Raw genomic sequence first — 25,784 nt, forward strand, 5'->3', positions numbered from 1 at the left:
GAGGTAAATAATGCTTTATGTAATGCTATTTTTCTCATTAATAGCTGGAATAGATAAACTATTAGGCAATAAGAAAGGGTTAGGAGAAAAGTTTGATCAAGGATTTTTAGCGATGGGAAGTCTAGCATTGACTATAATAGGTATTTATAGCTTATCACCATTGATAGCTAAATTGATAGTACCTATTTTGATACCTCTTTCTGAAATTTTACATCTTGATCCATCTGTCTTTATCGGATCAATTTTAGCACCAGATTTAGGTGGATTTACAACAAGCATTTCGATTGCTAATAATGAAGAAATAGGTTTTCTTAATGGAGTAGTTCTTGCATCTACATTAGGAACTATAATATCATTTACTATTCCAGTAGCAATTAATATGATAAGATTAGATGATTTTAAATTGTTTTTAAAAGGAATTTTAGCAGGAGTAACAACAATTCCTTTAGGTATTTTTATATCTGGATTGATGTTAAACGTTGATATTAAAGCTTTGGTAATAAATCTAATTCCGGTTATATTATTTTCTATAATAGTAACTATAGGATTGATGAAATACCAAGATTTTACGATAGCTGCTTTTAAGGTGATAGGAAAGACAGTACTTTTTATAAGCACATTGGGGTTAATTGTAGGCATATTTCAATTCAGTACCGATATAATAATAATACCTGAGTTAATACCAATTGAAGATAGTGCAAAAATTGTATTAAGCATTGCAGTGGTATTGTCAGGTGCTTATCCAATGTTATTAATTGCTTCAGAAAAACTGAGGAAACCTTTGGCTGGGATCTCAAAAAAATTCGGGTTAAATGAATACTCCATATTGGGTTTGTTGTCTACTTTAGCTAGTTGTTTGCCTATGTTTTCTGTATATGACAAATTTGATAATAATGGCAAGGTAATAAATGCTGCATTTGCAGTTAGTGGGGCATTTGTTTTCGGAGGTCAATTAGGATATATTTCTTCAGTATCTCTAGACACAGTAAATGCATTTATTGTTGGGAAATTAATTTCTGGGATAAGTGCGATATTTATTGCTTTTATATTGATAAAATATGAAGAAGGGAAGGGGTTTTTGAGTGATAGTAAATCAAAGAATTAAAGATCTTAGGAAATTAATGAAGGATAGAGGTATAGATGTTTACATCGAAATAACTTCTGATCCACATCAATCAGAGTATGTAGCTGACCATTACAAAGGAAGAGAATTTTTGACTGGTTTTACAGGTTCTGCGGGAACTGCACTTGTTACTGAAGATAAAGCGATACTTTGGACTGATGGAAGGTATTTTATCCAAGCTGAGAAAGAGATAAGTGAGTCCGAGTTTGTTCTTTATAAAATGAACACTAAAGGCTATCCATCATTATTGGAATGGTTAAAACAAAATGTAAGAGATGGGCATACAATTGGATTTAATGGTGAAATCTTTTCTGAAGAATTAGTAGAGAAAATCATGAATGAACTTAGTGATAGGAATATAAGGCTCTATGACAGCGAAGACTTAGTAGGAATGATTTGGGAAGACAGGCCTGAGTTAAAATTAAAAAAGATTTTTAAGCTGGGAATTGAATATACTGGTGAAAGCACAGAAGATAAAATAGATAGAGTAAGGAGATATCTTGATAATAAAAATGCAGATTATCTCGTTTTGGCAAGTTTAGATGATATAGCATGGTTATTCAATATAAGAGGCAGAGATGTTTTAAACAACCCTGTTGTCATGTCCTATGCTTTAATTACAAAAGATAAAGCTTATTTGTATCTCGACAATAGAAAATTGACAGATGAAGTAATAGAAGAATTAAAAAAAGAAAAAGTTTTTGTAAAAGAATATTTAGATTTATTTGAAGATCTAAAGAAGCTAGAACCTACTAGTTGTGTCATGCTTGATAAATCTAGGATAAATAGAAAACTCTATACTTGTATGCCAAGTGACTGTAAAGTGATAAACGAAGTTAATATTACTACTAAATACAAAGCCATTAAAAATAACGTTGAAATAAATAATTTAAAGATTGCATATAGAAAGGACGCTGTTGCTCTCACTAAATTCTTTTACTGGATTGATAAAAATGTTTCAAGTGGCGAGATTGACGAGTTTATAGCTTCGGAAAAATTAGAAGAGTTTAGAAAAGAACAAGAAGGATTTATCGAGCCAAGTTTTGATACTATTTCAGCATATCAAGAAAATGCTGCTATGATGCATTATAGTGCCACAAAAGAAAAAAAGTCAAAGATACTTCCTAAAGGGCTATATTTAGTGGATTCAGGTGGACAATATTACAATGGGACAACAGACATAACTAGAACAGTAGCAGTAGGAGATGTCTCGGAGGAGGAAAAGAAGGATTTTACCCTAACTTTAAAAGGTCATATTAATTTATTAAGTGCGAGATTTTTGTATGGTTCAACAGGTTATTCTATCGATATATTAGCAAGAATTCCGCTTTGGAGAGAAGGCATTGACTATAAATCTGGGACTGGGCATGGGGTTGGATATTTACTAAATGTTCATGAAGGCCCTCAAAGGATATCCCAAGTTTATAATGATGTAGTACTAGAAGAAGGCATGGTTATAACTATAGAACCAGGGGTATACAAAGAAGGAAAACATGGCATAAGAATAGAAAATGTCGGAGTAGTAAAAAAAGATATTGCAGTTGATACAGATCAATTTATGTCATTTGATACATTGTCATACTGTTATATAGATCGAAATTGTATTGATAAATCAATGCTGACTTTAGATGAGATAAATTGGATAAATGATTATCACAAAAAGACATACGAATTGGTAAGTCCGTATCTTACTGAAGAAGAAAAAGAGTGGTTAAAGGAGAAGACAAGAAAGATTTGATTAGGGTGGTTAAATGTATGATTTAGAAGAAAGATTAAAATCTTTGCCTGAAATGCCAGGCGTATATATAATGAAAGATAAGTCAGATGAAATTATATATGTTGGAAAAGCTATTAATTTAAAAAAAAGAGTAAGCCAATATTTCAACAATTCTAAGAACCATTCATTAAAAGTAATGAATATGGTTAAGAATATAAGTGATTTTGAATATATCATAGTAAACAACGAAGTAGAGGCTTTGATTCTTGAATCAAATCTTATTAAAAAAAATAGGCCAAAATACAACATAATTCTTAGAGATGATAAACAGTACCCTTATATCAAAGTAACTGTAAATGAGAAATACCCAAGGATATTAAAAACTAGAAAACTTGAAAGGGATGGGGCTAAGTACTTTGGCCCCTATCCTAGTGCATATTCTGTAAATGAAGCCATAAAAGTATTTCATGACATATTTCCAATAAGGGATTGCAAATTGAATTTAAACAAACTCCCCGATAACTTTAGACCTTGCTTAAATTATCATATTGGCAGATGTAAAGGGCCTTGTATTGGAATGGCTGATGAAGATGAATATAATCAAATGATAGATCAAATTGTCAGATTTTTGAGTAGAAAAGATAATGCTATACTTGAAAAGTTAGAATACGATATGAAAAATGCCTCAGATACTTTAAACTTCGAATTAGCAAGCATATACAGAGATAGAATTCAAGCTCTTTTGGTGCTTGTTGAAAAACAAAATATGTCAAATCCTGATTTGACTGAGGAAGATATAATAGCAATTGCAAGAGGTATTGAAGAAGTATTGGTACAAGTATTTTTTGTAAGAGAAGGCAAGATAATTGGCCGTGAACATTATATTTTAGAAGACAATCTTTCAACTGACAGGCCTGAGATAATAGCTTCATTTATAAAACAATTTTATTCAGGAGCAAATTTTATTCCTAAAGAAATTATAGTGGAAGAAGAAATATCTGATCAGTCTTTAATAGAGGAATACCTTTCTGATTTAAAGGGAAATAGAGTCAAGATAACTGTACCTAAACGGGGAGATAAACTTGAACTAGTCGACATGGCAAAGAAAAATGCAATAGATATGCTGGATAAATACGGAGATAAATTTTTGAGAAAACATCGAGAAAACATGAAAGCATTAGAAGAGCTTCAATATGTTTTGGATTTAGATGAAGTGCCAAGCCGAATAGAAGCATATGATATTTCAAATATCAATGGAGTTGGAAATGTTGGATCAATGGTTGTCTTTGAAAAAGGAGAAGCGAAGAAGACTGATTATAGGAGATTTAAAATAAAAACCTTAGATTATCAAGATGATTATAAAAGTATGGAAGAAGTTCTAAGGAGGAGATTTCTTAGAGGGATAGAGTCGAATAACGATGAAAATAAATCTAATTCTTTTTCAATATTCCCTGATTTAATAATGGTAGATGGAGGAAAAGGACATGTCAATATGGCTCGGTCTTTGCTTAGAGAACTAGGAATAAACATTGAAGTCTGCGGTTTAGTAAAAGATGACTTTCACAAGACGAGGGGCATTATATATAAAAATCGTGAAATAAATCTAGATAAGGACAGTTTAGCATTTAAATTGATATATAGAATACAAGAAGAGGCGCATAGATTTGCTATAAGCTATCATAGAAGTTTAAGATCTAAAGATATGTTTAGATCGGAATTAGACGGAATTAATTTAATAGGGGAGAAGCGAAAGATTAACTTGTTGAAATATTTTGGGAGTATCTCAAAGATAAAAGCAGCTTCTATTGAAGAACTGAATAAAGTTCCTGGGATGACTCAAAAAGCAAGTGAAAGTTTATATAACCATTTTAATAAGGGGGAAAAATAGTGAAAAAGAAATTGTATTTATCCGATACAGACAAGAAAATAGCAGGAGTTTGTGGTGGCATAGCTGAATATTTCGAGGTAGATTCAACACTGATCAGGTTAGTATGGGTACTGATTACTATATTCACAGCATTTTTCACAGGAATTATAGCATATATAATAGCCGCACTTGTAATACCACATAGACCTATTGAAGAAGCATATTGGGAAGATGATAGTCCTAAGGAGGAATAATCGTTGGAATATGTAGCTCTTATAGATATAATAAAGGAACTGAATTTAAAAGTCCTTCATTCCTCAAAAGACATTGAAAAAGTAATAATCAGCACTACTGAAATAAGTAGACCTGGCTTACAGATGACAGGATATTATGAAAAATTCGTTCCAGAAAGAGTTCAGATAATTGGCAGTGCTGAATGGCAATATTTATCAGATTTAGGAGATGAGAAGAGATATCAAGTTTTAGATAAATTTTTAAGTTATCCTATTCCAGTACTCATTATTTCGAGGAATCTACCTGTATTTGATGAGCTTATTGAATTGTCAGAAAAACATGATCGAAATCTTGTGGTTGGGAACAAAGCTACATCAAGAATTATCAATGATTTAGTAAACCTCATTAGTTTAAAACTTGCTCCTACAATCACTTTACATGGCGTGATGATGGAAGTATATGGTATAGGAGTATTAATAACAGGTAAATCAGGAGTTGGAAAATCAGAAACTGCTCTTGATCTAATAACAAGAGGTTCAAGGCTTATCGCTGATGATTTAGTAGAGATAAAAAGAGTAGAAGATACTCTAAGAGGAAGCTGTCCAGAAATAATACGGTATTTCCTTGAAATTAGAGGAATTGGAATTATTGACATTGAGAGGATATATGGTATTGGGGCTGTTAAACAGTTTGATTATATAGATTTAGTAGTTCATCTAGAATCGTGGGATGAAGAAAAAGAGTATGATAGAATCGGATTAGAAGAAGAAAAAATAGAAATACTTGGGATAGAGGTACCTAGAGTGGTGATTCCCGTTAAAACTGGTAGAAATATAGCGATGATAGTTGAAGTTGCTGCAAAGAACAACAGGCAAAAAAGATTGGGATATAATGCAGCTGAGGCATTAAATGAAAGAGTAAAGAAGAAAATAGAGGAGCGACAATTTTTCTATAAAGAATAAGGAGACATTTTTAAATTCGACAAAAAGTTGACATTAATACATTATTTTAATATACTGAATGTGACGATAATAATTTTAATAAATAAATATATCAAAATATCAAGGAGGTAAATATAGATGAGTAAAATTATGAAGACGATGGATGGCAATGAAGCTGCTGCATATATATCATATGCATTTACTGATGTTGCAGCAATTTATCCGATAACTCCATCTTCAACGATGGCCGAACATGTCGATGAATGGGCAGCTAATGGGAAAAAGAACATATTCGGTCAGAAAGTATTAGTAACAGAGATGCAATCAGAAGCAGGAGCAGCAGGAGCAGTGCATGGATCATTACAAGCTGGTGCATTGACTACTACATATACAGCATCACAAGGGTTATTGTTGATGATACCTAATATGTATAAAATGGCTGGAGAATTGTTACCAGCAGTATTTCATGTATCAGCTAGAGCAATTGCTTCTCATGCGTTAAGTATTTTTGGAGATCATCAAGATGTCATGGCAGCAAGACAAACAGGTTTCGCAATGTTGGCTTCGGGCTCAGTTCAAGAGGTAATGGATCTTGCAAGTGTTGCACATTTATCAGCTATCAAGGGGAGAGTTCCATTTGTTCATTTTTTTGATGGGTTTAGGACAAGCCATGAGATTCAAAAAATAGAAGTTCTTGAATATGAAGAGTTAGCTAAGCTAATAGACTATGATGCATTAAAGGAATTTAGAAATAGAGCATTAAATCCAGAACATCCTGTAACTAGAGGAACAGCACAAAATCCTGATATATATTTCCAATCAGTTGAAGCATCAAATCCATATTATTTAGCTATTCCAGATGTAGTAAATTCATATATGCAAGAAATTAATAAATTAACAGGAAGAGATTATAAACCATTTAATTATTATGGTGATCCAGAAGCTACTGATATTATCGTCGCAATGGGTTCAGTAACAAAAGCTTGTGAAGAAACCATAGATTATTTAAGAAGCAAGGGAGAAAAAGTAGGATTAATTGAAGTACATCTTTATAGACCATTCTCAGAAAAGTACTTCTTTGATGTATGCCCAAAAACAGTTAAGAGAATTGCAGTTTTAGACAGAACTAAAGAAAAAGGTGCACTTGGAGAGCCATTATACTTAGATGTAAAATCATTATTCTATAATAAAGAAAACAAACCAATCATCGTTGGTGGGAGATATGGACTTGGATCAAAAGATACAACTCCATCTCAATTATTAGCAGTATACAAAAATTTAAAAAGTGATAATCCAAAAAATGGATTCACAATTGGCATAGTAGATGATGTTACTAATTTATCATTAGACATCGATGAAAATATAGAAACTGTTGCTGAGGGAACAATCCAATGTAAATTCTGGGGATTTGGTTCTGATGGTACAGTTGGAGCAAATAAGAGTGCTATAAAAATAATAGGTGACGGCACTGATATGTATGCTCAAGGTTATTTCTCATATGATAGTAAAAAATCTGGTGGAGTTACAATATCTCACTTGAGATTTGGTAACAAACCTATTAGATCAACATATTTAATCACTGATGCAGATTTTGTGTCATGCTCAAAACAATCATATGTACACAGCTATGATTTGCTAAGGGGTTTGAAAAAGGGAGGAACTTTCCTACTAAATACTCTATGGGATAGAGAATCTTTGGAAGAAAATTTACCAGCATCTATGAAGAGATATATAGCTCAAAACGATATTAACTTCTATACGATAAATGCTACAAAGATAGCTTCTGAAATTGGCTTAGGTGGAAGAATAAACATGGTTATGCAATCAGCATTCTTTAAACTTTCAAATGTTTTGCCAATCGATGTAGCAGTTGAAAAATTGAAAGAATCTATTGTAGAAGAATACGGTAAAAAAGGCGAAAAGATTGTTCAAATGAACTTTGAAGCAGTAGATAGAGGGATTTCCTCATTAGAAAAAATAGAAGTTCCTGAATCTTGGAAAGACGCTTTTGACGAAAATGAAGGTAAAAAAGACATACCAGATTTCATTAAAAATGTTGTAATACCAATGAATAGACAAGTTGGGGACGATCTACCTGTAAGCACATTTGTTGGAAGAGAAGACGGAACATTCCCTAATGGGACTGCAGCATATGAAAAGAGAGCAATAGCAGTTGATGTACCTCATTGGATTAAAGAAAATTGTATCCAATGTAATCAATGCTCATATGTTTGCCCACATGCTGTTATAAGACCAATTTTAGTTGATGAGGCAGAAAAAGCAAAAGCACCTGATACTTTTGAAACATTAAAACCTATTGGAAAAGGATTTGATGGATTAGAATATAGGGTTCAAGTATCTGTTTTAGATTGTACAGGTTGTGGAAACTGCGCAGATGTATGTCCTGCAAAAGAAAAAGCATTGGTTATGACTCCATTTGAAGAAGAATATGAAGTACAATCTAAAAATTGGGATTTTGCAATGACTGTTAAGGAAAAAGGAGATTTGTTTGACACAAATACACTTAAAAATTCACAATTCCAAAGACCATTATTGGAATTCTCTGGTGCGTGTGCTGGTTGTGGAGAGACACCTTATGCAAAATTAGTCACTCAATTGTTTGGAGATAGATTGATGATAGCAAATGCGACTGGATGTTCATCTATTTGGGGAGCAAGTGCACCATCAACTCCATATTGCACAAATCAACAAGGCAAAGGTCCATCATGGGCTAATTCCTTATTTGAAGATAATGCTGAATATGGTTATGGAATGGCTGTTGCAAATAAAAAGATTAGAGAAAAAATAAAATTAGCAATGGAAGAATTCCTTGAACTTAATTTAGATACTGATCTAAATGAACATTTTAGAGCTTGGCTAGAAGGAATGGAAGATGGAAAAGCATCTAAAGCCGCCGCTGGAATGATTATACCAAGATTAGATACTAAGTTTGACAGCGATAGAGCAAATGAGCTTCTAAATACTATAAAAGAATTAAAAGATTATCTAATTAAGAAATCTGTTTGGATATTTGGTGGAGACGGTTGGGCTTATGATATAGGATTTGGCGGACTCGATCATGTATTAGCTTCTGGCGAAAATGTAAATGTACTCGTATTTGATACAGAAGTATATTCTAATACTGGAGGACAATCATCTAAATCAACTCCAACTGCAGCAGTTGCAAAATTTGCCGCATCAGGTAAAAAGATTAGAAAGAAAGACTTAGGTATGATTGCCGCAACATATGGCTATGTATATGTAGCTCAAATAGCTCTAGGCGCTAATATGAATCAAGCATTAAAAGCTATTAAAGAAGCTGAGAGCTATGATGGACCATCATTGATAATTGCGTATGCTCCTTGTATAAATCATGGAATAAAAACAGGTATGGGAACATCAGTCAAACAAGAAAAATTAGCTGTAGAAACAGGTTATTGGCATTTATATAGATTCGACCCTAGATTAAAAGAAGAGGGGAAAAACCCATTTGTTCTTGATTCTAAGGAGCCTACAAAACCATTTAGAGAATTCCTTGACTCTGAAGTGAGATATACTTCATTGAAGTTAACATTCCCTGAAGAAGCAGAACTTTTATATAAAGCTGCCGAAGAAGCTGCAAAAGATAGATTGGAAATTTACAAAAAAATGGCAAGAGATTAGTTTAAAAAACATGGTAAGAATTCTTACCATGTTTTTTTAAGTAAATTTAATAAATAAACGTAAATATGTTATAATACTAAAGATATATAATATAAAATCATAAGGTGGGGAAAGATGATAGACTATATTAACTTATTTAGTAAATATTCTTTTTTTGATATAAGATACAATGAGCTGTTGAAAAATCACACATCTTTTAAAATTGGTGGACCCGCAGATATATTTATAATTCCAAATTCATTAGACGAACTTATATATGCTATAAAGATTGCAAGAGTAGAGAAAATTCCATACTTTATAATGGGTAATGGCACCAATTTATTAGTTAAAGATGGTGGAATAAGAGGAGTTGTTATAAAAATCAACGGAAATATAGATAAGTTAACTGTTGAAGGAGAGAAAATAAAAGCTCAAGCTGGAGCTTTATTGGCAAATACATCAAAATTTGCATTAGAAAACAATCTCACAGGGATGGAATTTGCTTCTGGCATACCTGGTACTGTAGGCGGTGCAGTTATGATGAATGCAGGAGCTTACAATGGAGAGATAAAAGATATCGTTTCTAAAGTAACAGTTTTAACCAAAGACAATGAGATAGTCACTTATACAAATGAAGAAATGAACTTTGGATATAGAAAGAGCAGAGTGATTGAAGAAGAATTAGTTGTATTGGAAGTTGAATTTTCTCTTAAAAAAGGGAAATATGAAGATATTTTCAATAGAATGCAAGATTTAAATGAAAAAAGGGCTTTAAAACAACCTTTAGAATTGCCAAGTGCTGGCAGTACTTTTAAAAGACCTGAAGGGCATTTTGCTGGGCAACTTATAGATACTGCCGGATTAAGGGGCTTAAGATATAAAGATGCTCAAGTTTCTCAAAAGCACTGTGGATTTATAGTGAATTTAGGGGACGCAACTTATAAGGATATTTCAACACTCATAAAGATAGTTCAAAAAACTGTCAAAGATGTGCATGGGGTGGATTTAGAACTAGAAATTAAAGTTGTTGGAGAAGATTTATAATGAAAATAACAGGTGATTTTCACACTCACACGATATATAGTAGTGGTTTTCTTATTAAAGGAATGCATGCTAAATCCACAATAGAGGAGAATGTGGAAGCTGCTTATAAAAAAGGACTTCAAACTATTGTGATAAGTGAGCACGGACCGTCACATTATTTGTATGGGGTGAGAAGGAAAAATCTGAAACTAATTAGAGAAGAAGTGAATAGGTTAAACGAAATTTATTCTCCGAAAGGACTAAAAGTACTCATGGGATTAGAATCCAATCTTGTTGGGTTAAATGGACAAATAGACGTGGACGAAAATATTATTGAGATGATTGATGTTTTGTTGATGGGATTTCACTATGGTTCAACCCCAAAGAGTATAAGAGAAGGTATGAATTTATATGTTAATAGCCAAATAGCTAAATTATCCGGTTATAAACTTGATGAAATTACAGAAGTCATTACTGAATCTTACATCAACGCTATAAGGAATTTTCCTATTGATATAATCACACATCCCGGTGCTAAAGTGAATTTAGATATTTTAAAATTGGCTCAAGAAGCTGAGAAAAGAGATGTGGCATTAGAGATAAATTCAAGGCATGGAAATCTCAATTTAGAAGACTTGAAATTATTAAAAAACGCAAATGTTAAATTTTATATAAATAGTGATGCCCACAGTTCTAAAGAAGTTGGAAATTTTGAGCTTGGACTTGAAATCTTTTTATCTTCAGGATTAGACAAAAACAGGGTAGTTAATGCTATATAGAGGTGAGTTTTATGGAAATAGTAGTAATAACAGGAATGTCAGGTGCAGGAAAATCCCAAGCTATGAAAGTCATGGAGGATATGGGTTATTATTGTATGGATAATTTACCTCCTCAATTACTGTCAAAGTTTGCAGAATTGACATATAAATCTACTAAACATATTGAAAAAGCATGTGTCGTCGTTGATATAAGAGGTGGAGAATTTTTTAAAAGCTTATACGAAGAACTGGAGAAGCTTTCGGATATGCAAATTGATTACAAAATAGTTTTTCTAGATGCATCTGATGAGGTTCTAATAAAGAGGTTTAAAGAGCTTAGACGACCGCATCCTCTTAACGCTAATGGAAGTATAATTGATGGAATAAAAGAGGAAAGAGAAATATTAAATGATATAAAATCAAAAGCAGACTATATAATTGATACCTCTAAACTCAATCTGGGAATGTTAAAAGCTGAAATGACTAATATATTCATAAAAGGTGAGAAACGCGAGAAAATAACAATATTAATTTCATCTTTTGGATTTAAAAATGGGATATTGCTTGATGCTGATATGGTATTTGATGTTAGATTTATCCCCAATCCATATTACATTCCAGAATTAAAAGAACATTCAGGTAAAGAAAAGATTGTAAGAGATTATGTGTTTAAATGGCCACAGACAAATACATTTTTACTAAAGACATTAGATTTAATAGAATTCCTAATACCCCATTATATAGACGAAGGGAAAAGCCAACTTGTTATAGGCATAGGCTGCACTGGGGGAAAGCATCGATCTGTTGCAATTGCTGAAGAATTGGCAAATGAATTATCTAAGAAAGGGCACAGTACTATGCTATTTCATAGGGATTTTCAATAAAGGGGAAAATAATATGGTGGAAACTATAAAACGAGATGGGAAAAATATAGTTGCTATAGGAGGAGGTACAGGTTTATCTGTACTGCTGAGAGGACTTAAGGAGAAAACACAAAGTATAACTGCGATTGTCACAGTAGCTGATGATGGCGGAGGCAGTGGCCGCCTTAGAGAAGATTTAGGGATGTTACCTCCAGGGGACATAAGATCTTGCTTAATCGCTTTAGCAAATACGGAACCTACCATGGAAAAATTGTTACAATATAGGTTTAAGGAAGGCAGCTTAAAAGGCCAAAGCTTTGGGAACTTGTTTCTTGCAGCAATGAATGAGATTCATGGAAGTTTTGAAAAAGCTGTAGAAGAAACTAGTAATGTGCTAAAAATTACTGGTAAAGTTTTGCCTGTAACATTAGATGATATAACACTAATTGCAGAATTAGAAGATGGGTCGATAATTGAGGGAGAGTCTAAAATACCATTACTTTCAATTGAAAAGAAAAGTAAGATTAAGAGAATCAAGACAAATCCTGAAATATCATATCCTCTAAAAAATGCAATTGATGCAATTGTAAATGCTGATATCATTGTATTAGGACCTGGAAGCTTATACACTTCAATCATACCTAATTTACTTGTTAAGGATATGGTTAATGTAATAAATAGTTCAAAAGCAAAAGTAGTATATGTATGTAATATCATGACTCAACCAGGTGAAACGGATGACATGGGAATTAAAGATCATGTTGAAGCAATTTTAAACCACACAGTTGACGGATTTGTTGACTACTGTATCGCAAATAACAAAGAAATTCCAGCAGACATACTATCAAAATATATTCATGATAAAGCTAAGCCAATTTATCCTCAAGATCTAGATATAGCTTATTTAAAAGATAAAGGAATAAAATTTATATCAGATGATTTTATCAATATAAAAGATGAGCTCATAAGACATAATGCTAAAAAATTGTCCGAAACAATAATTAACTTAATATAGTTTTGCTTTAAACTAAACATTTATACAAATTAATATTCTTATAGTGTATAATTAAGGTATTAAATGTTTAGATTTGAGGTGAATTTATGAATGAAGTAAGCAGCGGGGGTATTGTTTTTTTTGGAAACAGTATTTTATTACTAAAAAAATACAACGGTGATTGGGTGCTCCCGAAAGGCAGAATAGAACATGGTGAAACAAAAGAGGAGGCGGCCTTACGCGAAGTTTATGAAGAGGCAGGAGTAAAGGGCGAGATTGTCTCTTATATTGGGCAAGCACAATATGAGTTTAGAAATTTAAGACACAATGAGCAAGTTTACAAAACTGTGCATTGGTTTTTGATGAAAGCAAATAATACTCATTGCCAACCACAAAGAGAAGAAGGATTTATTAGTGCAAGTTTCGTGCACATTGATAAAGCAGTAAAAATTGTCAAATATGAAGATGAATTAAAGATAATTAAAAAAAGTATAGAGTATATGAATAACATGAGGTGATGCAATGCCATTTTCATCAGATGTTAAAAATGAAATTTCGCACCTGCCTATAGAAAATGACTGTTGTGCTTTGTCAGAGTTAGCAGCACTTATTAGGATGAGTGGATCTATAAAAATAAGTGGATACCATAAACTAAGTATTTTTTTTTCCACTGAAAATGCAGCTATAGCAAGGAGAATATTTTCTGTATTAAAGAGAATTTACAGTGTAGATATTGAGGTTTCTGTAAGAAAGAATAAACAGTTAAAGAAGAATAATAATTATTTAGTTGCAGTAAATGATTCTCAAGTTGTTACAGATATTTTAATTGACACTGGATTTATAGATCAAAAAGAAATCAATATTTTTAAACCAAATTATGGAATTCCCAAAAATATTATTGAAAAGAGATGCTGTAAAAGGAGTTATATTCGTGGCGCATTTTTAGGGGCTGGCTCAATGAGCAATCCTGAAAAAACTTATCATCTGGAATTTGTAAATACAGATTACTCACATGCAAAAGATTTACAAAAATTGATAAATTCTTTTGGCCTGAACTCCAAAATCATAAAACGAAAAGAAGCACATATTTTATACCTGAAAGAAGCGGAACAAATATCAGATATTTTAAACATCATTGGTGCCCATCAAGCACTTTTGAAATTTGAAGAAATTAGAGTGCTGAAAGATGTTAGGAACAATATTAATAGAATTGTCAATTGTGAAACAGCAAATTTGGAAAAAACTGTAGAAGCGTCCATGAGACAAATTGAAGCGATCAATATAATAAAACAAAAAAAAGGATTGAACTATTTACCTAAGCAACTTAGGGAGATAGCCGAGATTAGATTGTCTCATCCAGATGCGACTTTGAAGGAAATAGGTGAAAAATTAAACTCGCCTATTAGCAAATCTGGGGTCAACCACAGGTTCAAAAAAATTCAAGAAATAGCAGATGAACTTAAGGAGTGATTTTGTGATAAAGAAGGATTTAATTCTTATGAATGATGAGGGATTGCAATTAAGGCCAGCTGCAATATTTGTAAAAATAGCTAATAAATTTGATAGTGATCTTGAAGTGGAGACTATGAACAAGAGAGTAAATGGGAAAAGCATTATTGGGATAATGTCACTAGGAGCATTTAAAGGAGAAAAGATTACACTTATAGCTAAGGGAAATGACGAAAAGGAATTAATTGATAAGCTAACCACAGTAATTGAAAGTGGTTTTAGAGAGGTTTGATGATATGAAGTTTATAATTATCACTAATAATCCGAAAATATATGAGAAATACAATGGCAGTTTAGAAATAGAATATTTGGAGAACAAAAGCCATTTTGATGTTTTGATATATACAAGAGATAAGATACATATGGGTCATAAGCTTTTATCCCATCCATTGTCAGGAAGTGTAAAGCCCAATGAGACACCGTATAAGAGTATATTGATTTCTGAAAATAGCGGGAAAATGGATGTAGATAGCCTAATTTTAATCGAAAATAGTATTTTTACATATGAAAAATTTCAAAATATAAGTAAAATCCCTAATTGGAATGAACAAGTGTTAGATGACTTCATGGTAGTGGATTTATCTTTAATAGAAAATACTTTGAACAACTTAGAATTCACTGAGATAATTGATTAAGGTGGTATGATGGATACAATTAAGTTTACACATTTACACGTGCATACTGAATTTAGCCTTCTTGACGGTAGCATTCGAATAAAAGAATTAGTTTCTAAAGTAAAAGAATTAGGCATGGAATCGGTTGCTATTACTGACCATGGAGCTATGTTTGGAGCAGTAAATTTTTACAAGGAAGCCAAAAAAAATGGCATTAAACCAATAATTGGAGCAGAAATTTATGTAACTAATGGCAAATACACAGAGAGAAATCCAAGAGAGAAAAAACCTTATCATTTGATACTTTTAGCTGAAAATAATGAAGGGTATAAAAATTTAATGAAAATAGTTTCAGAAGCTTATATAAATGGATTTTACTATAAACCTAGAGCTGATTACGAAATTCTTGAAAAATATCATGAAGGAATAATAGCTTTATCAGCATGTTTAGGTGGAGAAGTACAAAGCTTAATATTAGATGGGAATTTTGAAAAAGCTAAAGATGCTATTATAAGATATAAAAGCATATTTGGTGAAAACAACTTTTTTTTAGAGCTTCAATACCATGGATTAAGAGAGCAATTAGAGGTAAATAAAAAACTAAGGGAATTAAGCAAACAGTTAAATGCACCTCTCATAGTTACAAACGATGTTCACTATCTTGAAAAAAAAGATGCTCATGTTCATGATGTGTTATTGTGCATTCAAACAGGAAAAACCATATCTGATGTCGATAGAATGAAATTCCCATCTGAGGAGTTCTACTTTAAATCCACTAAAGAAATGATAAACTTATTTCCGGATGATCTCGAGGCTATAAATAACACAAATATTATCGCCGATAGGTGCAATGTTGAATTAGATTTTAACACATTGCATTTGCCTAAATATGAAGTTCCAAAAGGCTATACCAATGAATCTTATTTAATGGAATTAAGTAGAAAAGGGCTTAATGAAAGATATAAAATAATAACCGAAGAAATTCAAAAACGATTTGATTATGAATTTAGTGTAATAACTCAAATGGGATATGTCGATTATTTTTTAATCGTTTGGGATTTTATAAAATTTGCGAAAGATAATAAAATTATGGTAGGACCCGGTAGAGGTTCAGCAGCGGGAAGCGTAGTTTCTTATGCTTTAGGAATAATTGACATTGATCCGCTCAAATATGGGCTTATATTTGAGAGATTTTTAAACCCAGAAAGAATAACTATGCCAGATATAGATATTGATTTTTGCTACGAAAGGCGAGAAGAAGTAATAGAATACGTTATAAAAAAATACGGAGCTGATAAAGTAGCTCAGATAGTTACATTTGGCACCATGGCAGCAAGAGGTGCTATAAGAGATGTTGGCAGAGCGATTGATATGTCTTATGGTGAAGTTGATTATATTGCTAAGCAAATTCCAAATGAGTTAGGTATAACAATAAGTAGAGCTTTAGAGATCAATAAAAACTTAAGAAAAGAGTATGATAATAATACAGAAGTTAGAGAGTTAATTGACTTGGCAATAGCAGTAGAAGGTCTACCTAGGCACACGTCAACTCACGCAGCTGGAGTTGTCATATCTAAAGACCCAATAACCGAATATGCTCCTTTAGTCAGAAACAATGAATCAATAGCTACACAATTTACTATGACAGAATTAGAGGAGTTAGGTCTTTTAAAAATGGATTTTTTAGGGCTAAGAACGCTAACTGTTATAAGAGATGCAATAGAATTAATTAAGATAAATCATGGTGTAAATATTGATATCACAAACATTGATTTTAATGATAAAAAAGTATTAGATATGTTTGCGAATGCAGAAACTTTGGGAATATTTCAGTTTGAAAGTCCAGGGATGAGAGCATTTTTAAAAGAGTTAAAAGCAAATGTATTTGAAGATCTCATAGCTGCAAATTCTCTTTTCAGACCGGGACCAATGAGCCAAATTCCAACATTCATTGCTTGCAAACACGATCCATCATTGATTCAATATATTCACCCAAGCTTAGAATCTATATTAAATGTGACTTATGGGTGTATAGTTTATCAGGAACAAGTTATGGAGATTGTTAGAAAGCTTGGAGGATATTCTTTCGGTAGAGCTGATTTAGTACGCAGAGCCATGGGAAAGAAAAAAATGGATGTGATGGAGAAAGAAAGACAAAATTTTATATATGGACAAACGGATGCAGAAGGCAATATAATTGTTAAGGGAGCTATTAGGAATGGAGTAGATGAAAAGAGTGCTTCGAAGATATTTGATTTGATGGTAGACTTTGCAAACTACGCTTTTAACAAATCTCATTCTGCAGCATATGCTGTTATTGCATATAGAACAGCATGGTTAAAAACGTATTACCCAGTTGAATACATGGCAGCACTAATATCATCTGTCATGAATAATACTTCTCAAGTGAGTCTATACATTGAAGAGTGTAAAAGACTAGGGATAGAAATAAAACCACCAGACATAAATTATTCTTTTGGCAAATTTTCAGTAGAAGGTAAGGCTATAAGATATGGGCTTTCTGCTGTTAAAAATGTTGGAGAAAACATCATTGATGCAATTGTTAAATCTAGAGAGAACGGCAGATTCCTCAGCCTAAATGATTTTATTGAAAGAATTTACAAGAAAGATAAGACTTCAATAAATAAAAGAGCTGTGGAAAGCTTGATAAAAGCTGGAGCTTTAAACTCATTAGGCGGAAGTAGAGCTCAATATCTTGCAATATTTGAAAAAACAATAGATGGAATAAGCAATGATATTAAGAAAAATATAGATGGGCAATTTTCTTTATTTGAAGCTAAAAAAATAAGTTATGATGATGAACTCCCCAAATTAGCAGAGTTTCCAACTAATATTTTACTTCAAATGGAAAAAGAAATGTTGGGTATCTATGTATCAGGACATCCATTGCAACCTTATGAAAGAGAAATCAAATTGCTTTCAAATTTTCAAACTACTGATATAATTGCGGAACAATTCGATACAAATATTAAGAATAACAATATAGAAGATGGGAAGCAGGTTTCTATAGTTGGACTAATTATAGACAAAAAAAATAAAATTACTAAAAACAACAATATGATGGCCTTCTTCACATTGGAAGACTTGTATAGTACAATAGAATGTATAGTCTTTCCTACTGTCTTTGAGAAATATTTCGATCAGATTTTTGAGGATAATATTGTATTGGTTGAAGGCAAACTTTCAATATCAGAGGTAGAAGATCCAAAAGTAATTGTAGACAAAATTTCGCCGGTGAAAAAAATAAATTTTGATAAAATTTATTTAAAAATTGACGATATAAAGAAAATGGATATCCTAGAGGAAGTTAAAGATATTTTATATTTATATCCTGGGAATGTTCCTGTTTATATTTATTTTACTAGTAATAAAAAGACGATAATGGCAGATAGGAGTTTGTGGATTGATGGCAATTCAACAGAAGCAATTGACAAATTAAAAAAACTCTTAGGCCATGATAATGTAAAAATTATTTATTAAATTAATTTTAGGAGGCAATTATGAAAACAATAGGCGTACTAACAAGTGGTGGAGATGCTCCAGGAATGAATGCAGCTATTAGAGCTGTAGTAAGGACTGGGCTATATAATGATTTAAGAATATTAGGGATTCAAAGAGGTTATGATGGACTTATTAAGGGAGCACTAGACGATATGGACAGTGAATCTGTTGCTGATATAGTTCATAGAGGAGGGACCGTATTAAGGACAGCAAGAAGTGAAGATTTTATGACAGAAGAAGGATTTAAAAAAGCTCTAAATGTTATTGATGTCTACAATATGGATGGATTGATTGTGCTTGGAGGGGATGGAACTTTTAGAGGAGCACAGAAACTTTCAGATGCTGGAATCCCAACTATTGGCATACCATGTACCATTGACAATGATTTAGCCTACACTGATTACACAATTGGTTTTATGACAGCTGTAGAGACTGTAATAGAAGCTATTGGAAAATTAAGAGACACTTCATCTTCCCATGGAAGAGCAAATGTTGTAGAGGTTATGGGTAGAAATTGTGGAGATATTGCACTTTATGCTGGACTTGCTGGAGGAGCAGAAAGCATAATAATACCAGAAATAGGGTATGACGAAGATGCTATATGCAGGAAAGTTTTGACAGGGAAAAACATGGGGAAATTGCATCACATAATAGTCCTTGCAGAAGGAGTAGGGAACTCATTTGAATTGGCTGAAGCAATAGAAGATAAAACTGGGGTAGAGACAAAAGTTACAGTATTAGGGCATGTTCAAAGAGGTGGATCTCCTAGTGCATTTGACAGAATCTTAGCAAGCCAAATGGGAAAGAGGAGTGTAGAACTATTACTTCAGAACAAGTCAGGAAGAGTTTTAGGAACTAAATGCAATGAAATTATAGACCTTGAGATTAGAGAAGCGCTCAACATGAAAAAAAAGCTTAATAGAGAAATGTACGATACTGCAAATATTCTATCCCGATAGGAGGGTTTTTATGAAAAGAACCAAGATAGTTGCTACCATTGGACCTGCATCTGAATCTGAGAGTATAATGAGAAAACTTTTTGAATATGGCGTAAATGTATGTAGACTAAATTTTTCACATGGGGATCATGCGGAGCACAAGGCAAGAATTGACACTATAAAAAAACTAAGGCATGAAATGAATTTGCCAATTGCAATAATGCTCGACACAAAAGGGCCTGAAATAAGATTAGGGAAATTTAAAAAAGATCAGATTGAGATTCAGAAAGACCAAGAATTTACACTTACCACTAGAGAACTTGAAGGAGATGAACATATAGTAAGTGTAAGCTATAAAGGTATGCCAAATGATGTATCGGTAGGGGATATAATCCTCATTGATGACGGGTTAATAGAATTTAGAGTAGTTGAGATAACAGATACTGACATCATTATGAAAGCATTAAATAGTGGAGTATTAAAAGATCATAAAGGTGTAAATATACCAAATGTAAATATAAATCTACCAGCATTAACAGAAAGAGATGTAGAAGATATAATATTTGGTATAGAAAATGGTATCGATTATATTGCAGCATCTTTTGTAAGAAGAGCATCTGATGTTAGTGAGATTAGAAAAGTATTGGAAGATCATAATGGCGTAAATATAGATATAATAGCAAAGATTGAAAATCAGCAAGGACTAGACAATATAGATGAAATTTTAGTAGCTGCTGATGGCATCATGGTAGCTAGAGGAGATTTAGGGGTAGAAGTCCCTACTGAAGAAATACCTCTTATTCAGAAAGAACTAATAAGAAAATGTAATATTGCAGGGAAACCTGTAATTACAGCGACTCAGATGTTAGATTCTATGATTAGAAACCCAAGACCTACAAGAGCAGAAGTTACAGATGTAGCGAATGCAATAATTGATGGTTCAAGTGCCGTGATGCTATCTGGAGAAACGGCAGCTGGACAATATCCTATTGAAGCAGTAAAAACTATGTATAATATAGCCGTCACTACAGAAAATGCACTAAATTTTGAAGAGATTGCCAAGTTAAGATCTCTGGACAGTAAAATAACTACTACAAATGCAATTAGTAAAGCTACGGTTACAACAGCACAAGACTTAGGAGCTAAAGCTATAATAACAGCTACATCTTCAGGTTATACATCAAAAGCTATATCCAAGTTTAGGCCTAGGGCACCAATAATAGCAGTAACGACAAACGAATCAGTGCTTAGGAAATTATCATTAGTCTGGGGAGTTATTCCAATGCTATCTAGACAATCAGAATCCACTGATGAGGTAATTGAATTATCCGTAAAAACTGCACTAGACGCTGGATTAGTTAAAGAAGGCGATCTTGTAGTAATTACTGCTGGCATCCCTGTCGGTGTAGCAGGCACAACAAATATGATAAAAGTACACACAATAGGTAAAGTGCTGTTACAAGGAACAGGTGTGGGAACAAAAGTAGGAACTGGAAGGGTTGTAATAGCTAATACAAAAGAAGAACTTTTAGCAAAATTTGTTGATGGAGACATAATTGTATGTAAAAAATCATTTGAGTCAATTGAAAGTTATGTAAAAAGAGCATCTGCTATTGTTTGCGAAGAAGAAGGACTTTCTTCTCATGCAGCAATTATGGGGTTAGATTTAGGCATACCTACAATAGTAGGAGCGAAAAATGCTACTCAATTACTCAAAGACAACGAAGTAATTACTGTAGAGAGTGCCACTGGACAGATATATAAAGGGCATGCGAAAATATTGTAATAATACAAAACCGCAAGGAAAATTACTACTATGTAATAATTCTTGTGGTTTTGTTTTTAATTCAATGTTACACAAAATTCATAATTGAATATATTTATAGTTTTTTCAATAAATATCCTTGTTTAATCCTGTACCTGTGCTATAATCAAGGTAAAGGATATGAATGGAGGGAAAGTATGTCTACAATATCAAATTTTAAATTAGAAGATATAACAAAAGGAAACAAAATTTTCAACTCTCTTAGAACAACTTTAGAAACTGCTTTTTATGGGAATAATGTGGAAAATGTTACTACTGCTAGTGAAGCTTATAAACTAGCTTATAATTCTCCAGGGACTATAGTAACAGATATGCCTGTATATAAACCAGAACTCATAGGGCTTCCAGAAGATGCAAAAGTTTTACTTTTTAACGATGGAGCTGTAACAGGCAGATTTGCTGGAGCTAGAGTTATAATAGGAGAGCCAAATGTTTCAATTGAGGAGTATTCAACTATTGCAAGAGAAGCAGTATATCAAACTAGGTACAAAAAAATGTATCATGCACAAGTAATTATTGGATTAGATACTGAATTTATGGTACGTGCGCACTTACTTTTACCTGAAAAATACGAGAACATAATGTATTCATGGCTATTAAATTTTCAATACATAACACAAGAAATTATGAAAATGTACGATAGTTCAAAAGAATATCCTGAAGGGGATATTTATGTAGTTGCAGATCCTGATTATGTTCCAGAAATACATAAAGATGGATTAGCTTTATTTGATCCAGAACATAACTGTGCTTTATTGCTTGGGATGAGATATTTTGGAGAATACAAAAAAGGAACGCTTACACTGGCATGGAGTATAGCAAATAGGAATGGCTTTGCATCATGTCATGGGGGTATGAAAAGATATAATTTTGATGATGGTAGTAAATACACAGTAGGTGTATTTGGACTCTCTGGGGCAGGTAAATCAACTATCACCCATGAAAAGCACGATGGTAAATATAATATAACTATATTACATGATGACGCTTATGTCATTTCAGTAGATGATGGGTATTCTGTAGCACTTGAACCTTCATATTTTGATAAAACTCAAGACTATCCAACTACGCATCCTGCAAATAAATTTTTATTAACCGTTCAAAATTGTGGAGTGACATTAGATGATAATAACAATAAAGTTCTAGTTACAGAAGACATTAGAAATGGGAATGGTAGAGCTGTAAAATCAATTTTATGGGCTGATAATAGAGTGAATAAAATTGATGAGCCTGTAGATTCAATTATATGGCTAATGAAAGATGCTACTTTACCTCCAGTATTAAAAATAAACAATCCAGTATTAGCTTCTGTTATGGGGGCAACATTGGCAACTAAAAGGACTACAGCAGAGAGATTGGCAAAAGGTGCAGACATGAATGCACTTGTTATTGAACCTTATGCAAACCCATTTAGGACATATCCTTTAAGTGAAGACTACAATAAATTCAAGCTTCTATTTGAAAAGAGAAATGTAGATTGCTATATATTCAATACGGGATCATATAAAGACAAAAAGATACCTAAAGAAGTTACATTAAATATTCTAGAGGAAATAGTCACTGGAAAGGCTGAGTTTAAAAAACTCGGAGATTTTAAGGATATAGAGTATATTGATGTAGAAGGTTTTGAGGTCAAATTTGATAAAGACTATCTTGATATGTGGCAAGGATCAATTGATTATAGAAAAGATTTCGTAAAAAAAGTTGATGTTGAAAAAGAGGGTAGAGATAGATTACCTGAAGAAGCATTAAAAGAGCTCGAAGATTTAGAAGCTCAATTAAATATGATGAAATCACAACTATAGTAAAATGCACTGCTAAAATTAGCAGTGCATTTTTTTAGATGCAACTATTTATTTTTATGATATGATATAGATAACAATAAAGAAAAGTAGGTGTAATATGTATTATTTAGGGAAAAAACAAAATTTAATGATAAAGAGATTTACAAAAGTGGGTGCATATCTGGGGACAGAAGATGATGATAAAGATATTCTATTGCCCTTAGCACAGATACCTGAGAATGCTAAAGAGGGTGATAGTATCGAGGTATTCGTATACAAGGATTCACAAGATAGACCAATAGCAACAACAAATACACCAAAAGCTCAAGTTGGACAAATAGCAAAACTAAGGGTTGTGAGTGAGTCTAAAATTGGTTATTTTTTAGATTGGGGTTTAGAAAAGGACTTATTTATGCCATTTAGTGAAACTTTAGGTAAAATTGAAGTTTTTAATGACTACTTAGTAGCAATTTATATTGACAAAAGTGATAGAATAGCTGCAACTATGAGAATAAAAGATTATTTAAGCACAGACTCTCCTTTCAGAGAAAATGACAAAGTTAAGGGCACAGTTTATGGAATCAACAAAGACATAGGTGTATTTGTAGCAGTTGAAAACAAATATGATGGGCTTATAAACAAGAAAAATGTTTTTGGGATTTATGAGATTGGCGATGAAATAGAAATAAGAATAAATAAAGTTTTGGAAGATGGCAAATTGGATCTAACACCAAGAGAAATGGCTCATATTCAAATAGAAGGAGACAGCCAAGTAATATTAAAAAAACTAAAGGAAAACAATGGATTTTTAGCTTTAAATGACAAATCCGACCCTGAGCTTATAAGGAAAACTTTAGGAATGAGTAAATCCGGGTTTAAGAAAGCTATTGGTAATTTATACAAGAAGAAAATAATTGAATTAGTGGATGATGGAATCAAGTTAAAATAAAATATTTAATAGACTTAAGTAAATATAATTTAATGCCTTCACAAATTAGGATAAATGTGCTATTATACTTTAATCGCACATTTATTTTATGAAGGAGACGGATATGAAGGCATTAAAAGACAAAGTATTTTTAAAAACGATGTTAACTATAGCTTTACCAGTAGCCATTCAAAACTTAGTATCATCATCATTAAATATGGTTGACACATTGATGATAAGCAATTTAGGAAGTGCCAGTATAGCTGGAGTAGGGTTGGCAAATCAAGTTTTTTTTCTTTATATTTTGCTTACTTTTGGAATAAACAGTGGAGGAGCTATATTTATCGCCCAATACTGGGGAAAAGAAGATGTAAAAAATGTGAATAAGAGTATGGGATTTGCTATAATGAGTTCCTTGATTATAGGCATAGTATTTACTCTTGCAGCTTTAATATCTCCAAAATTAATTCTGGGAATTTTTACTAAAGAAGCTGACGTTATAGATGTTGGCGTTAAGTATTTGAGAATTGTATCGTTATCTTATATTATAACTGCAATAAGCTTTAGTTATTCCATTGCATTAAGAACTACAGGAAAACCTCATGTGCCTCTTATAATTTCAATAATATCTCTTGGGACGAATACATTGTTAAATTATATTTTGATATTTGGAAAATTTGGAGCACCAGCTTTAGGCGTTAGAGGAGCAGCAATTGCAACTGTTATAGCGAGAATTGTGGAATTCGTTCTACTATTATACGTAGTATATAGACGAAATGAACATTTAAATGCAAATTTAAAAGAATTGTTTGGGTGGGATAAGGAATTCATAAAAAAATACATTAGCGTAACATATCCAGTAATATTAACAGAAGGTTTCTGGGCTTTAGGCCAAATTATGTACACAATCGCTTATGCCCAACTAGGGAAAACTGCTACAGCTAGTATTCAACTGACAAATACGATTCAAAATATGTTCTTTGTCGTTGTAAAAGGATTAGCAAGTGCTTGTAGTATTATGGTTGGGAGTAAAATTGGGGCGGAAGAGTATGAAGAAGCTTATGATTATGCTATGAGCTTTATTGTATTATCCACAGTGTCAGGTGTAATACTAGGGTTAAGTTTAACTTTATCTGCAGATTTGATATTGAAATTATTCAACAACCTAGAGCCTCTAGTATATAGTTCAGCAAGATCTATAATTATTATTATGGGGCTGACATTTGTAGTAAGAGTATATAATAATATTTCAATCGTCGGGGTACTTAGATCTGGCGGAAATACTAAAGTTGCTATGAGAATAGATTTATCTTCAGTTTGGCTAATAGGTGTTCCTTTAGCTTTTATGGGATCCATGGTTTTAAAATTACCCGTACAATATTTATTCCTATTGATAACAACAGAGGAGATAGTTAAGGCTATATTGGGATTTCCGATAATAAAATCAAAGAAATGGATACAAAATATAACATAGGTGAGCTTAAGCTCACCGATGTTATATT

At 32.4% G+C, this 25,784-nt stretch carries 20 protein-coding genes; all 20 read left to right on the forward strand.

The genetic code is table 11. The features are described from left to right. Positions 1-10 precede the first annotated feature (10 nt). Positions 11-1,105 (forward strand): ethanolamine utilization protein EutH, encoded by a 1,095-nt coding sequence (gene eutH, locus E4100_RS04805; RefSeq protein ID WP_135270910.1) that lies wholly within the window; start codon positions 11-13, stop codon positions 1,103-1,105. Next, positions 1,083-2,861 (forward strand): aminopeptidase P family protein, encoded by a 1,779-nt coding sequence (locus tag E4100_RS04810; protein WP_135270911.1) that lies wholly within the window; start codon positions 1,083-1,085, stop codon positions 2,859-2,861. The genes eutH and E4100_RS04810 overlap by 23 nt, the downstream gene beginning before the upstream one ends. Positions 2,862-2,874: 13 nt before the next feature. Then, complete coding sequence (gene uvrC / locus E4100_RS04815; protein WP_135270912.1) at positions 2,875-4,728, forward strand: excinuclease ABC subunit UvrC; 1,854 nt, start codon at positions 2,875-2,877, stop codon at positions 4,726-4,728. Beyond that, positions 4,728-4,961, forward strand: coding sequence for a PspC domain-containing protein (locus tag E4100_RS04820; RefSeq protein ID WP_135270913.1), 234 nt, complete (start codon positions 4,728-4,730; stop codon positions 4,959-4,961). The genes uvrC and E4100_RS04820 overlap by 1 nt, the downstream gene beginning before the upstream one ends. Before the next feature lie 3 nt (positions 4,962-4,964). Beyond that, on the forward strand, positions 4,965-5,903 hold the full coding sequence (gene hprK, locus E4100_RS04825; protein WP_135270914.1) for an HPr(Ser) kinase/phosphatase: 939 nt from the start codon (positions 4,965-4,967) through the stop codon (positions 5,901-5,903). A 117-nt stretch (positions 5,904-6,020) separates the two neighbouring features. Continuing rightward, positions 6,021-9,545, forward strand: coding sequence for a pyruvate:ferredoxin (flavodoxin) oxidoreductase (nifJ, locus tag E4100_RS04830; RefSeq protein WP_135270915.1), 3,525 nt, complete (start codon positions 6,021-6,023; stop codon positions 9,543-9,545). A gap of 114 nt (positions 9,546-9,659) precedes the next feature. After that, entirely contained in the window at positions 9,660-10,568 is a 909-nt protein-coding gene (gene murB, locus E4100_RS04835; RefSeq protein ID WP_135270916.1) for a UDP-N-acetylmuramate dehydrogenase, read from the forward strand. Next, positions 10,568-11,326, forward strand: a complete 759-nt coding sequence (locus tag E4100_RS04840; RefSeq protein ID WP_135270917.1) for a PHP domain-containing protein — start codon at positions 10,568-10,570, stop codon at positions 11,324-11,326. The genes murB and E4100_RS04840 overlap by 1 nt, the downstream gene beginning before the upstream one ends. An 11-nt stretch (positions 11,327-11,337) precedes the next feature. After that, a complete protein-coding gene (gene rapZ / locus E4100_RS04845) occupies positions 11,338-12,189 on the forward strand; it encodes an RNase adapter RapZ (RefSeq protein WP_135270918.1) in 852 nt (283 codons plus the stop codon). Between the two features lie 13 nt (positions 12,190-12,202). Further along, the gene (locus tag E4100_RS04850; protein ID WP_167792079.1) at positions 12,203-13,183 is read left to right on the forward strand and encodes a gluconeogenesis factor YvcK family protein; all 981 of its coding nucleotides are present in this window, start codon (positions 12,203-12,205) and stop codon (positions 13,181-13,183) included. Between the two features lie 86 nt (positions 13,184-13,269). After that, positions 13,270-13,680 carry an NUDIX hydrolase gene (locus E4100_RS04855; RefSeq protein ID WP_135270920.1) on the forward strand — a complete coding sequence of 137 codons (411 nt, stop codon included), beginning with the start codon at positions 13,270-13,272 and terminating at the stop codon, positions 13,678-13,680. A 4-nt stretch (positions 13,681-13,684) separates the two neighbouring features. Further along, positions 13,685-14,632, forward strand: coding sequence for a DNA-binding protein WhiA (whiA, locus tag E4100_RS04860; RefSeq protein ID WP_135270921.1), 948 nt, complete (start codon positions 13,685-13,687; stop codon positions 14,630-14,632). A gap of 4 nt (positions 14,633-14,636) precedes the next feature. Next, positions 14,637-14,903 carry an HPr family phosphocarrier protein gene (locus tag E4100_RS04865; protein ID WP_135270922.1) on the forward strand — a complete coding sequence of 89 codons (267 nt, stop codon included), beginning with the start codon at positions 14,637-14,639 and terminating at the stop codon, positions 14,901-14,903. Positions 14,904-14,907: 4 nt separating this feature from the next. Beyond that, a complete protein-coding gene (locus tag E4100_RS04870) occupies positions 14,908-15,306 on the forward strand; it encodes a GrdX family protein (protein ID WP_135270923.1) in 399 nt (132 codons plus the stop codon). A 6-nt stretch (positions 15,307-15,312) separates the two neighbouring features. Continuing rightward, entirely contained in the window at positions 15,313-18,786 is a 3,474-nt protein-coding gene (locus E4100_RS04875) for a DNA polymerase III subunit alpha (protein WP_135270924.1), read from the forward strand. 20 nt (positions 18,787-18,806) lie between these two features. Beyond that, on the forward strand, positions 18,807-19,766 hold the full coding sequence (gene pfkA, locus E4100_RS04880; protein ID WP_135270925.1) for a 6-phosphofructokinase: 960 nt from the start codon (positions 18,807-18,809) through the stop codon (positions 19,764-19,766). Positions 19,767-19,776: 10 nt separating this feature from the next. After that, complete coding sequence (pyk, locus tag E4100_RS04885; protein ID WP_135270926.1) at positions 19,777-21,531, forward strand: pyruvate kinase; 1,755 nt, start codon at positions 19,777-19,779, stop codon at positions 21,529-21,531. Positions 21,532-21,707: 176 nt separating this feature from the next. Continuing rightward, positions 21,708-23,375, forward strand: coding sequence for a phosphoenolpyruvate carboxykinase (ATP) (locus E4100_RS04890; RefSeq protein ID WP_135270927.1), 1,668 nt, complete (start codon positions 21,708-21,710; stop codon positions 23,373-23,375). A 97-nt stretch (positions 23,376-23,472) separates the two neighbouring features. Continuing rightward, a complete protein-coding gene (locus tag E4100_RS04895; protein WP_135270928.1) occupies positions 23,473-24,303 on the forward strand; it encodes a CvfB family protein in 831 nt (276 codons plus the stop codon). A gap of 103 nt (positions 24,304-24,406) precedes the next feature. Continuing rightward, entirely contained in the window at positions 24,407-25,756 is a 1,350-nt protein-coding gene (locus E4100_RS04900) for an MATE family efflux transporter (protein ID WP_135270929.1), read from the forward strand. Positions 25,757-25,784: the final 28 nt, after the last annotated feature.

It is taken from the genome of Soehngenia longivitae, from assembly GCF_004684055.1.
In the GTDB taxonomy this organism is placed as follows: Bacteria; Bacillota; Clostridia; order Tissierellales; family Tissierellaceae; genus Soehngenia; species Soehngenia longivitae.

Bases quoted from the DNA above. Each gene is read 5' to 3' on its own strand.
- E4100_RS04840 (WP_135270917.1), top strand. From the start codon at position 10,568: ATGAAAATAACAGGTGATTTTCACACTCACACGATATATAGTAGTGGT.
- whiA (WP_135270921.1), top strand. From the start codon at position 13,685: ATGCCATTTTCATCAGATGTTAAAAATGAAATTTCGCACCTGCCTATA.
- pfkA (WP_135270925.1), top strand. From the start codon at position 18,807: ATGAAAACAATAGGCGTACTAACAAGTGGTGGAGATGCTCCAGGAATG.
- E4100_RS04870 (WP_135270923.1), top strand. From the start codon at position 14,908: ATGAAGTTTATAATTATCACTAATAATCCGAAAATATATGAGAAATAC.
- rapZ (WP_135270918.1), top strand. From the start codon at position 11,338: ATGGAAATAGTAGTAATAACAGGAATGTCAGGTGCAGGAAAATCCCAA.
- E4100_RS04895 (WP_135270928.1), top strand. From the start codon at position 23,473: ATGTATTATTTAGGGAAAAAACAAAATTTAATGATAAAGAGATTTACA.
- uvrC (WP_135270912.1), top strand. From the start codon at position 2,875: ATGTATGATTTAGAAGAAAGATTAAAATCTTTGCCTGAAATGCCAGGC.
- murB (WP_135270916.1), top strand. From the start codon at position 9,660: ATGATAGACTATATTAACTTATTTAGTAAATATTCTTTTTTTGATATA.
- E4100_RS04850 (WP_167792079.1), top strand. From the start codon at position 12,203: ATGGTGGAAACTATAAAACGAGATGGGAAAAATATAGTTGCTATAGGA.
- eutH (WP_135270910.1), top strand. From the start codon at position 11: ATGCTTTATGTAATGCTATTTTTCTCATTAATAGCTGGAATAGATAAA.
- nifJ (WP_135270915.1), top strand. From the start codon at position 6,021: ATGAGTAAAATTATGAAGACGATGGATGGCAATGAAGCTGCTGCATAT.
- E4100_RS04875 (WP_135270924.1), top strand. From the start codon at position 15,313: ATGATGGATACAATTAAGTTTACACATTTACACGTGCATACTGAATTT.
- E4100_RS04890 (WP_135270927.1), top strand. From the start codon at position 21,708: ATGTCTACAATATCAAATTTTAAATTAGAAGATATAACAAAAGGAAAC.
- E4100_RS04900 (WP_135270929.1), top strand. From the start codon at position 24,407: ATGAAGGCATTAAAAGACAAAGTATTTTTAAAAACGATGTTAACTATA.
- pyk (WP_135270926.1), top strand. From the start codon at position 19,777: ATGAAAAGAACCAAGATAGTTGCTACCATTGGACCTGCATCTGAATCT.
- E4100_RS04855 (WP_135270920.1), top strand. From the start codon at position 13,270: ATGAATGAAGTAAGCAGCGGGGGTATTGTTTTTTTTGGAAACAGTATT.